General features: G+C 41.2%; 8 protein-coding genes. All 8 read right to left on the reverse strand.

Annotated elements, in window-relative coordinates:
- Positions 1-484: 484 nt before the first annotated feature.
- The 8 genes from EKM67_RS01775 to EKM67_RS01810 all read right to left on the reverse strand — a co-directional run bounded on the left by EKM67_RS01775 (position 485) and on the right by EKM67_RS01810 (position 13,236).
- On the reverse strand, positions 485-1,429 hold the full coding sequence (locus EKM67_RS01775) for a galactose ABC transporter substrate-binding protein (RefSeq protein WP_225417270.1): 945 nt from the start codon (positions 1,427-1,429) through the stop codon (positions 485-487).
- Positions 1,430-1,556: 127 nt separating this feature from the next.
- Positions 1,557-2,528 carry a sugar ABC transporter substrate-binding protein gene (locus EKM67_RS01780; RefSeq protein WP_125576682.1) on the reverse strand — a complete coding sequence of 324 codons (972 nt, stop codon included), beginning with the start codon at positions 2,526-2,528 and terminating at the stop codon, positions 1,557-1,559.
- Entirely contained in the window at positions 2,518-4,383 is a 1,866-nt protein-coding gene (locus EKM67_RS01785; protein WP_225417272.1) for a cache domain-containing sensor histidine kinase, read from the reverse strand. Before EKM67_RS01785 ends, EKM67_RS01780 begins: the two co-directional genes overlap by 11 nt.
- Positions 4,346-5,974: a response regulator gene (locus EKM67_RS01790; RefSeq protein ID WP_125576684.1), complete on the reverse strand. Its 1,629-nt coding sequence runs from the start codon at positions 5,972-5,974 to the stop codon at positions 4,346-4,348. Before EKM67_RS01790 ends, EKM67_RS01785 begins: the two co-directional genes overlap by 38 nt.
- Before the next feature lie 385 nt (positions 5,975-6,359).
- Complete coding sequence (locus EKM67_RS01795) at positions 6,360-8,015, reverse strand: galactose/methyl galactoside ABC transporter permease MglC (protein ID WP_125576686.1); 1,656 nt, start codon at positions 8,013-8,015, stop codon at positions 6,360-6,362.
- 18 nt (positions 8,016-8,033) lie between these two features.
- Complete coding sequence (locus EKM67_RS01800) at positions 8,034-9,542, reverse strand: sugar ABC transporter ATP-binding protein (RefSeq protein ID WP_125576688.1); 1,509 nt, start codon at positions 9,540-9,542, stop codon at positions 8,034-8,036.
- Between the two features lie 140 nt (positions 9,543-9,682).
- Positions 9,683-10,975, reverse strand: a complete 1,293-nt coding sequence (locus EKM67_RS01805) for a substrate-binding domain-containing protein (protein WP_125576690.1) — start codon at positions 10,973-10,975, stop codon at positions 9,683-9,685.
- A 797-nt stretch (positions 10,976-11,772) separates the two neighbouring features.
- The gene (locus tag EKM67_RS01810; RefSeq protein ID WP_125576693.1) at positions 11,773-13,236 is read right to left on the reverse strand and encodes a glycoside hydrolase family 1 protein; all 1,464 of its coding nucleotides are present in this window, start codon (positions 13,234-13,236) and stop codon (positions 11,773-11,775) included.
- Between the last annotated feature and the right edge of the window lie 16 nt (positions 13,237-13,252).

A 13,252-nucleotide genomic window follows, 5' to 3' on the forward strand; every position in this document is an offset into this window, starting at 1 on the left:
TATAACTTAATTGACATTGTTGTCTTTACTCTAAATAGTTCAGCTTGAGAGTTTGATTGATTATCATGTCCGCATTTCGTCTTCTAGAAATTAAAGTTGCAGTACAAGTCAGTCGCACAGGACTAGACGTTAACTAGAGTAACCACTATAAAACTGCCGAGATGAGTCAGAACGCGGAAGAAAAAGTTGCGACTCGCAGTGAAATTGTTCTTGCGGGACCAAATTATTTCCTAAATGTTCTCGGATGAGTTACGCAAGAATTCAGTTCTCCACAAACCCAAGTCCCGCTAGAACAAGGGTGAGCTTCAAGACTTTTGTGGGTTTCAAAAGGCTTGAAGTCATCCCCACAGCGAGGCGCAACATTTTTCTGCAGCGTTCTGACGGAACCAAACAAACTCCTACCATACGCAAAATAAGTGTTCAAAACTTGCAGTTTCCCAGTTCCGCCACAAAATTCGCCAACATCAACAAATTATCAATGCCTTTATCGACTCGATGAACTGGTCGATTGATAGTCAGCAACATTTTCTTTCGTAATTTTCGCGTAGGGCAAATAATTTTGCTGAGTAAATCTTGAATCTTTTTCTGAGTTATCATTTGTTTCCAGCATCATGACCAAATCGGCCATTTTCTTGGCCTGCCCTTCTTTATCATTATAAACCGTTCCTGCGAGCAATCCCTGTTTCACAGCCACTAAGCCTTCATCCGTACCATCAATGCCGAAAAAAACGGGAATACTTGATTCAGTTCGATTCAGCTTTGCATAAGCATCAATACCTCCTAGTGCCATGTCGTCATTATTTGAAAGGACGAGTTCGATCTTATTTTGATACTGATTGATCAGCTGAAGCATCCGATTCTGGGCTTGTGAGCGATTCCAGTTGGCAACACCATATCCCAGCTTTTCTAATTTAATACCGCTAGCTTTTAAAGTGTTGACTGCCTCTTCTGTCCGAATAATGGCGTCTTGATGGCCAGGCTCACCCTCTAAAACCACATATTGAATCTTGCCATCTCGATTACGATCGACATCATTATTCCCTCGAATGAAATCCGCCGCGAGTTCACCCTGCATTACACCGGATTCTTTTGCATTTCCACCCACATAATAGAGTTTATTCCACTGCTTCAAATCTTCGGTAACTGGTTCTCGATTGAAAAAAATGACGGGGATTTTTTTCTTTTTGGCCAATTCGATAATTTCAGATGAGTCCGTTCGATCGACCAAATTAACGAGAAGCACATTGCAACCCGCGTCAATAAGTTCCTTAACCTGCGTATTTTGACGGCGTTGTGAGTCCGCTGCGTCACGAGTCGTCACTAGAGTTGAAATATCTTTATTGTCGCCATTGCGTTTCAGTTCACCTTCAAAACTCGTGACCAGCTCTTTGATAAAGACATCCGTTTGGTCATAGCAAGAAATTCCCACATAAATTCTACTCGCGTCTCCTGTCTGCGTTTTGGCACAGGCACTTAATAACAATACCGCTACGCCGCAAAAGATAAGCTTCCAAAATTTTTTCTGTTTCAACATAACACCTCTACTTCAATAAAGACTATTGATTCATCGTTGTTAAGAGTTGCTGATTCTTTTCGGAAAACAGCTGTTCACGACGTATGACGCGAAAAGAAACAGACTGAGCTTGAATACCTTTGTATGGATGCTTAAGAAACTGTGCTAACTGACTTAGGCTTTGATGGCCCACACTAAATTGATCAGGCACAATGAGACATTCTATGGCATCTGTATCGAGATAATAAATCGCCTCGGTAGAATGACCGATGCCATAAACGACCGGACCAGTTAAATTGTTAGTCTTAACTTGATTGCCCAATATCGTCAAGCTTTGATCATCTAATGCAACTAGCACATTTGTTCTCGTTAGCTGTGAGCGTTTTTTGTTTTGATCTGTTTCAGTCGAGTGACTCGTTTGCCAAGAAATCATTGCACCTTTCCCTTTAATCCCATTTTCAAATCCCTGCTGTCGACGCGCCACAGCTTCTGTGGATTTTGTTTCGGAAACAAGTCCAATTGTTTTTCCAGCAAGATTCCCCGAATAGTCGTTCAATATTTCTTTAGCCAAAGCTTTCCCCATAGCGTAATTATCTGGTTCAACTGTATTTAAAGCCGTTGTTTTCGATGTTAAAGAAGCTTTAGAGCCAATTAAGAGGATCGGGATCTGATGGTCACTTTTCGTTAGCGTTGCTTCCATATTGGCTCCAGTGGCGGGCTGGAGAATAATCGCATCAGCCCCCTGTTTGATTTCTTGATCAATTAAGCGCTGTTGCTCTTTGACAGTCATCGTTTTTCCAGTATCTACAACAAACATTTCTGCATTAAAATCCTTGCTCGCTTTTTTTAGGCCATATCTCAACGAAGCCCATTGATTCCCATCAGAGTCAGGAATGATAACAGCCACTTTGCCCACAACTGAATTGGTATTCCCGTTTAACATCACAGAAGCGAGAATAATCGCTAAGATAGCTAAGACAGCTTCAACCAGAATAAATATTTTATTATTTTTCATCGGTGCCTCCACTATCCTGACCAGCGATTCCTTGACTATGCAGCCCCTGTTCAAGACGCTTTCGAGTTTCTTCAGAATAAGGAATTGCCGGGAATCTCATAACGACTGTGGTGCCTTCATCGGGTTTGCTCTTGATCGTTAATCCATATTCCGTGCCAAAGTGAAGTTGAATACGTTTATTGACATTTACAAGCCCCACACCAGATCCTTTTTTAGCTACCTTGGTACTATCACTCAGGAGCGACGAAACTTGTTCTGCGGACATCCCAATGCCATTGTCAGTGACCGAGAGAACAATATCACCATCTGAAAATTTACCTACTACTCGGATATATTCCTCATCATCCACATCGCGCACCGCATAATTCAGACTATTCTCCAAGATGGGTTGCAGAATTAATTTAACCGTCGCATATTTTTCAATCTGTGGATCAATTTCAAACTCAACCGAAATGGATTCTTGGTAACGTTCCTTTTGAATATTCATATAGCTTTTTGCATGTTGCAATTCATCTGCAATCGAAATAATCGTACGCCCTTTTGATAAACTGACTCGAAATAACTTAGCGAGTTGCGTGATCATGAACACCGCCTTCTCATTACGCTCACCTTCAATCATCCAAGTGATAGAATCCAAGGTGTTGTATAAAAAGTGGGGATTGATCTGGCTCTGCAAAACGTCCAACTCACTTTTACGCCGTTCATTATGTTCCACGATCACTTCCTGCATCAGTTGCTCATTTTGTTCGTACGATTGCTGAATCGATTCGCCTAGATGTCTAATTTCTGAAGAACCACCACTATAAATATTTGGTGTTTTACCTGATTCGTATTCGGTTACAGAGTCATTAAGCTTTTTCAGTGGTCGTGAAATTCTTAGAGAGATCAAGCGATTTACGACCACGAGAACCATTGCCATCATTACCAAATATAGCGACATGAAAAGACCGGCTTGTAACCGATCTTGCTTAAATGTCGTGGCTGGGATCACACCAACTAGTTTCCAACCTGTATAACTAATGTCGTTAGCAATGACTTTGCGCTTCTCCCCTCTAAACGATTCATCATAACTTCCTTCTTGATAATCGGCCACCGCTTGATTGTTCTCGGCAGTGATTCCTCTAGCAATTTGAGTTTGCTTAGGGTGATAGATTATCTTTCCTTGACTATCACACAGATAAAAATATTTCTCATTATTTTGGGTGTTCAATTGATCCATGATATGAGAAATTTGATAATAGTCCATGTCAACAAGTAAGACGCCAAGCTGCGATTCACCGCCTGTACTCAATTCCACAGCGCGGCTTAGAGAAATGACCTCATCATATCGCATCGTGCCATTATCAAAAAGATTTTGAATGTGTGGCGTCGAAAAATGGATATTTTCAACTTGTGCGAGCGCTTCTTGATACCAGTCCTGACTAGTCACATCCGGGTCTTCCTTCTGCAAAGCCACTGGTTCAGCCGCCATCAGACTGCCTGAATGATTATAAATAGCAATATTTGATAAATTATTTTTGTTGCTCTGGTAGAGGAGATTCATGCCTGAATGAATACGTTCAGTCTGGAGTGAAAGATCATTTTCTTTGACCACATCATAATAAACAGCATCGGATATTTGTCGCATTTGAATCAGATAATCTTCCAATGATTCTCTCGTTTGCTGAGCCATTTCTTGTGTGGTATCGATTTCTTTTTCCTTCGAGAGTGAAGAGAACCGCTCATACAATAACACACCAGTGATCATAGTTACGATAATCGATAACGTCGAAAAAACAAGCATGATAATCGATTGCATACCCATCGAAAGAATCTTGTTAGTGTGTTTTGACCCTTTGCTCATCACTTTCTGCATATCCCATCCTATATTTTAATGGTGAAAGACCAAATCGCCTTTTGAAAACATAACTGAAATAATTTGGATCAATATAGCCGATCTTGCGGCCGATCACATAACTTTTCTCTTCTGTTTCGAGCAATAAGCGAGATGCCCGATCTAGTCGATAATCAGTTAGATATCCAATAAACGATTTGCCTGTCTCTCGTTTAAACATGGAAGAAAAATATGAATTGGAAACACCGAGAGATTGACAGACATCATCCAGTGACAAGCTTTCATTAGCATAATTTTGATGCACATACTCCTGTGCCTTTGAAACTAAGGACTGAGTAGACCGGCTCCCGGCAGAACGCAACTTCTCATGTAATAAGTTACTGATCTCCACGAGCCATCTTCGCAATGCTTCTGGTTCTAGGTCAGGAAGCCACTGATATAAATCCTTGAGATCTTTCGTAAATGGCGCTATGGAAATACTATTATTGGCAGCAAAACGATACAATGAGCCAATTAATTCTGAAACCACAATGATATGTTGTGGCAAGGATTTTTCAGTAGTATAAACATGATCAAGATATTTATTCGCTTCTGCTGAAATTTCGTCTGCGGATCCCACGTGAATCTTTTTTAATAGGTCTGATAGCTCGATGTCATCGGTTAGATTGAACCCTTCCATTTTTTGTGGGGCAACTTCTTTGATATTGATCACGCGAGAAGCACCGTAGATTCCCCGATAAGAAACCGCCATTCTCGCACCGGCATATGATTGATCGAGCTCAAGTAAGTGAGCGGCCACTTGACCAATGCCGATCGTAACAATTGCACCAATCATGCGAAAAATATATTTACACAGATGGTCACAATCATCAGTTAATCGCGAAACCTCATTTTCATTCTGTAGTTGAACTAACATCACCGTATCGGTTAAATACGTGAAATAAACGGCTTCCCATTCTTGATCGAAATAATTCTTAGCTTGTTGTTGCACGGATGCCACCAATAATGAAATATCCATTTCTGCTGGTGCTTGTGTCAGGGAGGTGTGGAGTACCAGACAACAATATAAGGGACCAGTCAGGGGGATCTGATAGTTTGCTAGATATCTAGGTAAATCTACTTCTTTTATTTTACCTTCAAGCAGGGTCGAATAAAAGTTAGTCTGCATGAGTGGCAATGATTCTTGATAATGCTGCTGTAAAATTTCCACATTGCGACTTTCATTAATTTCTCGATCTAGCTTTTCTTTCAATCGCGTAAATACTTCAGTGAGTTCCTTGGCACCAGCCGGCTTTAAAATATATTCCCCCACGCTCAGATGGAGCGCCTCTTTTGCATATTCAAATTCGTCAAATCCAGTAAAAATAAGCACTTTTGTAGTTGGGTAATCAGCTCGGACGTGTTGAATAAGTTCTAGCCCATTCATATAAGGCATCTTAATATCGGTCATGATGACATCAGGTTGACAATCGGCCATGATATCAAGCGCTTTCATTCCGCTGCTAGCTCGTCCAATGATCGTAAAGCCTAACGCCTCCCAATCAAGTTTTTTAATGATGGCGTCTAAAACTTCTTCCTCATCATCCACTAAAAGGAGCGTGTAGTTTTCCATAATCTTTCCTCCAGTTATATTTAGAGTAGAGATACTAGATAAAGCGCTTAACTTTTATGCCGGGCGCTTTTTTAATTTTTATTTTATGCCACCTTGTCGACAGAATCAGTTTTATTATATCAAATAATTGTTAAGAAAAATACAATTCATTTATTATAGTTGACCTGTTTCCAGCTAAGTTACGCGTCAGCCATCGGATTTAAAAATAGTCTGACATTTAGAGAACTGAGTCCGCATGCGCATCGAATAAATGATTTCAAACCAATAAGCGACAAAAAACGATTCAGCTGCACAACACAACTGAATCGTTTTTATCTAATTCAAATTTTCCAAGACTATTGTTATTGATCCTGAATCTATTTTTGCCAATTAAGCAAGTAGCGACTCATTTCTTCTGTACATATTTTAACGAATCTAAGGTTACGGCAACTAAGATAATAATACCTGAGAAGACAAACTGGAGGTTCGTATCGATACCAAGAATTGTTAAAGCATATGTCAATGCGGTAAAGATCGTCACCCCGACAACGACACCAGAAATTTTTCCGATCCCACCAGTAAAGGAAACACCACCAACCACACAGGCTGCGATCGCATTCATTTCCCAACCTTGACCATATGCTGCTGAACCAGATCCAACCATTCGAGCGGTTTCCAGCCAAGAACCAAATCCATAAAGAATTCCGGCTAAGATAAATGCACCCATGGTAACTGCAAAAACAGAGATACCAGAAACGGATGCAGCTTCAGGATTACCACCAACTGCGTATAGGTTTTTGCCAAAGCGGGTCTTATTCCAGATAAACCAAACGATTACAATAGCAGCTATTGCCCAAATAATAATGGTTGGAAAACCATTCAGCTTAGGAATGATCAAGTTAGGAATCCCGGGGTCAATGGCACCGAAGGAAACCCCTTTAGTCGCATAAGTGACCAATCCGAAAATAATCAATGTGTTAGCCATAGTTGAAATAAATGGATGCATCTTGAACCGAGCGGTGAAGAATCCGGCAATCGTCGTAAACACTGTACATAATACAATACAGGCGACTAGTGCAAAGATAACTCGGACACCCAATGACATCTTCGTGAAATCAAAAATATGACCAAAGACACCACCGGTATTAATGCCTTGATGCATGATAATCGTCGCAGCCGTCATGCCCATACCGACCATACGCCCAATCGAAAGATCCGTACCCGTTAATAGAATTAATCCCGCAACACCAAGCGCAAGAAACATTTGTGGTGAAGCTTGCTGAAGGATATTAATAATATTATTGTAAGTTAGTAGCGGTGTCCCTTTCACAATGGGTGTCAGAATGGCTAGAAAAATAAAGACGATGATAATCGCAAAGTATAATCCATTACGCAGCAGAAAATCTCGCCGGTTGAAAGTGTACTTATAATTTTCCCATTTTTGATCCAGCAATTCTGTAAAACTAGGACGCGACATTTTAAGTAAGTCAATGAGTTGATATTTCTTCAAAAAGGCCAAATGCTTTCTGTCTTTAATCCGACGCTCTTCAGCTTGTAAATCCATTTTTGCGTCGTAACGTTTATTCTTATAGACTTGTTTCTCCTCTTTAATTTCCTGAGGATCTGAAAGCTTAGCATTTTCCTTTTTATAAGTTTCATCAAGTGTCTGAACATTTTTCTGGTAATCTTTCTCAGCCGCTATTTTTTCTTGAACCGTACTTTCTTTAACATGCTGGAAATAATCTTTTTCGAAATGTTCTTTTAAGTATGCTTCTGCTTGATCAATGTACTGATTAATCGCACTTTTGTTTTGGGCTTCAACCTTTTTAGCTTTTTCTAAATCTGCCTTGTAACCCTTTATAGCTTGTGCTTTTTCTTCTTTCGATTGACTGCGGTCATGCTTGGCATTTTCAATATTGCTCAATGCTGTAATGACCTTATCCGTACCATCTACACGTAGTTCGTCGATTTTTTTCTGAATTTGGCCGACATGTTCATCAATTGGTTGAAGGAGCGCAATTTCTTGCTCAGCGGTCAGGATTTTATTTTTTTGAATCACCATACTTTTTTATCTCCTTTACTATAAATACTTTGCACTGAGCCTTAACAGCTCTTCTTGATTCGTTTCTGCCGTATTGACTATCCCTGAAAGTTGACCATTTGACATGACCCCGATCCGGTTGGTGATCCCAAGAATTTCAGGCATTTCTGACGAAACCACAATAATACTTTTACCTTGCTTCGCCATTTCAATGATCAACTCATAGATTTCGTACTTCGCGCCAACATCGATCCCGCGAGTGGGCTCATCCATCATAAAAACACGGGGATTTCGTTCTAGCCACTTGCCGAAAATCACTTTCTGCTGATTACCGCCTGAAAGACTGGAAATCAAATCATTAGGTCCCATAGTTTTGGTACGCATTATTTTGATTTCATTTAAAGTTGCTTTTTCCATCTTAGGATTAGAAAGTGCCACGCCTGATTTGTACTGAGGCAAATTGGAAATTGTCGTATTAAAAGTTAAGCTGCCCTTCGCAAACATCCCGTTGGCTTTCCGCTCTTCGGTAATCATGGCGAATCCATGCTCCATGGCCTCTTTGGCGCTATTGAAATTCATCAGTTTATTATTGTAATAAACCCGCCCTGAAGCCCTCGTGCGAATACCGAATATCGTCTCGAGGAGTTCTGTCCGGCCTGCACCGACCAAACCATACAAACCAAAAATTTCGCCTTTACGGACATCGAAACTAATATCTTGCAACTGTGGCGTAAATTTAGTCGATAAATTGCGAACAGATAAAATTGTTTCCCCTGGCACATTGTCAACTGGTGGAAAACGATTATCCAGCGAACGTCCAACCATCGCCGTGATCAATTCATTCATATTGGTATCTTTGGTTGATTTCGTGGTAACTAGCTTACCATCTCGTAAGACGGCGACTTCATCACAAATTTCAAAGATCTCATCCATCTTATGCGAAATATAAATCAGCGAAATCCCTTTGTCACGTAACATTCTCATCATTTCGAAAAGCTTTTCCACTTCTTGAACGGTTAGTGAGGAAGTAGGTTCATCCAGGACGATCACCTTAGAATTGTAAGAGATTGCCTTGGCGATTTCGCACATTTGTCTTTGAGAAACAGACATTGTACGCATCGGTTGGCTTAAGTTGACGGTAATTCCTAGACTGATAAAGAGTTTAGACGCCTCTCGTCTCATTCGCTTTTCATCGATCACACCTAAAGAATTAACTGGGTAGCGTCCTAAAAATAAGTTGTCCACGACATTTCTTTCTAAGGCCTGATTTAATTCTTGATGGACCATCGCTACGCCATTTTCCAGAGCATCTTTGGGACCACCAAAGTCGACTTCCTTATTTTCTAAGAAAAAAGTACCCTCATCTTTTTGAAATGTTCCGAAAAGACATTTCATCATGGTGGACTTACCAGCCCCATTTTCTCCCATGAGTCCCATTACAGTTCCACGTTTAACATCCAGATCAATATGGTCCAACACCCGGTTGCGACCAAAAGACTTACTCAAACCTCGTATCGATAAAACGATATCATTCTTCTCTTCTGCCATTATTTTTACTCCTGTGAAATTCCAGTGGTTTTTGAATCTATTACAAGACTTTCAAATGAGTTGCCTCTCGCGTACTGTTCATTTAAAACTGGGATTGCGACAATACTTCGTCACGATCCCAGCCTGTTTTTGAATTACCTTTATTGGTTAAGAATTGAAGTATAAGAAGCTGCGTTGTCTGTTTTAACCATGTTAATGGCAAACGCATCATACTCACTAGGATTACCCAGCCGGTTCGTGATATTAGATTCTGTTTGTCCGTCCCCGCCAATATATTCAACCTTCAAATTAAGGAGGCCATCATAGGCTTTGAGCAGTGGTTGATATGTGGATCCTAAGAAGTTATCAGATGAGTTATAGATATCCAACCAAACTTTCTTTTCAGGAGATTTTGATTTGTCCAACTGATTTGAAACCGGTGCATAAACCTTAGTTGAATCTGTAAAGTCTTTGTAATTATCAGCTGTAACTGCAACATTCAACGCATAATATGAACGTTCTGATTTCTTATAAGTGTAAACATCCTTGCTTAAAACGTTACCAGCATCGTCTTTTTTGCCAATACCAGTGTCCATATCAACACCATCTAGAGAATTACGGAGCACGCGGAGCGTCAAGTAAGCTTGAACATCGGCATGTTGGCTCACTGTCCCACCATATCCCTCAGCAATTGCAGCAACGGCATCACTGTTGGCATCATAACCAAAAGTTGGTACCTTGTTGTCTTTTGCCCAAGAATTAAACATTGACATTCCCATACCGTCGTTGTTAGAAGCAATAACGTCAATTTGTTTGCCAAAAGAAGAAGCCCAAGTTCCGATTGCATTCCCGGCAGTCGCAGCATCCCAAGTTGCGCCCGAATTATTCTTCATTTCTTGTGAAGCCAGTTCTCGAATTTTATAAGTTTTTCCAGCTACTTTGATCGTGCCATCTTTGACGGCTTTTGCTTTGCCATCAGCGTTGGTACCAATTGGCTCACTATCAACGCCTTCACCTTTTTTAACGCCAGTTCCAAGCGCTGTCCGAACACCTCTCGTACGTGCGATCGAATCATTATGACCAACATCACCAATGGCTAAGACGTAACCAATCACGCCATCCCCATTCCGGTCAACCGTTGCAATATTCTTTTCGATGTACTCTTTGACCATTTGTCCCTGAACTTCAGCACCTTGTTGTGCATCAAAGCCCACATAATAAGTATTGTCATTATAGCTAAGCGCCGTTTTGTCCAATTCTCCCGTAGAACTGTTTGAAGGTTGGCGGTTATACCACACCAACGGTTTATCTTTGTTTGCTACAGTGCCAGAACTCGCTGTGCCATCTTTCTTGGAGCTGCCCGAACTATCATTACTTGATGATCCACATGCCGCTAGCGATGCGGTTAACCCTAATGCTAAGGCCAACGTTAAAATTGCAGTTTTCTTCTTCATAAATATATTCTTCCTCTCTTTTACACATTTGTATGCGCTCTAACAACAATCTCAATATAACAAATAAAGGGCTTACATAATATAGAAAATTTTTTATGTGACATTGAAATATTATGCATTGGCAATACTAACTGTGACATCTTGGAAAAAATCTACCTTCGGCCTAAAGTGCTGGGGCAGGCAGGTCTGTGGCTGTGGGACCGCCTGCCCCAGCACTTTCAACCTAAACGTATTTGAGTTAGTGTAGGAATTGAATAGATGGGTTCCTGAAAGTTTGATTATCAAGGTAGCCTTTGCTTTGAATAACCAAAGAAGAAAAGTGATGAATTTCAAATCTGCGCAAATTAAGACACGACAAAACACTAAAAAAGGTGCAGATTAGGCTAAAAAAGCGGATATCATCGTGTTTTTGGCGAAAGATTGCGCCTATTTTTAAATTTGTCGTTGGTCTAGATTACCAATTCTCGTTTTGCGCGTTAAAATTTAGAAAAATAAACTAAATACGCAACGTTAAACATATCGAGCTCTTACGAATAGACTAGGCGAAATTTGTGGTGGGAACTGGGACTGCAGTGGCATTTCTGTTAACGAACGGGTTTTGTGAGTTTACAGAAAGGGGAAATGTGAGATCTTCCCGATTTTGGAAGAGCTCACATTTCAGGCGGAAGAATTTTCCGTACTTTGGAAAATCCTGCAGCCGTCCCCACAGCAGTCTCCCAGTTCCCACCACAAATTTAGCCGGAACCACACAAAAAAAAGAACTCATTTTTCGAGCCCTTCATCTGACAAACTTTTAATTAATAGTCAACTTCATTATCCAATTGCGCGCCATTCGTTGCGATCACACGCTGATACCAATTGAACGACTTCTTTTTGGACCGTGCCAAAGTTCCGTGGCCTTGATCATCTTGATCGACATAGATAAAGCCATATCGTTTCGACATCTCGCCTGTAGAGGCACTGACTAAATCGATGCAACCCCAAGGCGTGTAACCCATCACAGGAACGCCGTCTTCGAGCGCATTGGCAATGGCTTGGATGTGTGATTTCAAATAGTTAATGCGGTAATCGTCAAAAATACGACCGTCTGCTTCAACTTGATCTTTGGCGCCTAACCCATTTTCGACGATAAACAATGGCACGCGATAACGGCCATATAATTCGTTTAGTGCGATTCTGAGTCCGGCTGGATCAATCTGCCAGCCCCACTCGCTGGATTCCAAATAAGGGTTCTTAGTGCCACCTAGCAGGTTTCCTTCTGCAGTCTCATGGCTGACACCCGTGACTTCGGTCGTTGTCGACATGTAATAACTAAAGGAAATGAAATCGACGTGATATTTCTTGATCAACGCCAATTCTTCATCGGTGATGTCCAAATCACTTCGTTTAACACCTTTGCTTGCCATGTAGCGGTCAGTATAAGCGGGATATTCACCACGGACCTGCACATCTGCACAGTAAAAATTAAAGTCCTGATTATATTCGAGGTTGGCGATTTGGTTGACGGGATCCGAATTGTACGCGTAACTCGTCGAATAAATAATCATGTTACCCACTTTGATGGCGGGATCGAATTCGTGGGCAATTTTGACAGCTTGGGCACTGGCAACAAATTGATTATGCCAGGCTTGGAACATATTCTTCGGATCGTCGGCACCGGTCTTGTGAACGAGGCCTTGGCTGAGCACAGGCAAATGTGCAGCCGAATTAATTTCGTTGAAAGTTAAGAACAATTTAACGCGATCACCATAACGATTGATAACCGTTGCGGTAAAACGTTGGAAAAATTCGATCAGCTGTTTGTTTTTCCAACCACCATAATGTTTCGCCAGATACAGTGGCATCTCATAATGGTGTAGGGTGATCAGTGGTTGAATATTGTGGCGCAAACATTCGTCGATCACCTGATCATAGAAGACGAGTCCGGCTTCGTTAGGCTCGGTTTCATCACCTTGGGGGAAAATCCGGCTCCATGAAATTGAGAAGCGGTAAACTTTGAAGCCCATCTCCGCAAACATGGCGATATCTTCTTGGTAATGATGATAGAAGTCGATGCCTGAGTGGTTCGGGTAAACGTACTTATCGGGATCGATCGTCCAGTCGAAATCTGGCGAAGAAACCACGGCCATTCGCTGTTTGCCACCGGGTAATGCATCGTCGATCGACGGACCGCGGCCACCTTCTAGATAGCCACCCTCTAATTGATTGGCAGCTGTTGCACCACCCCAGAGAAAATCTTTTGGAAAAATTGTCTTTGTCACCTGAATATACCTCCTC

Source organism: Lapidilactobacillus mulanensis (assembly GCF_003946215.1).
GTDB lineage: Bacteria > Bacillota > Bacilli > Lactobacillales > Lactobacillaceae > Lapidilactobacillus > Lapidilactobacillus mulanensis.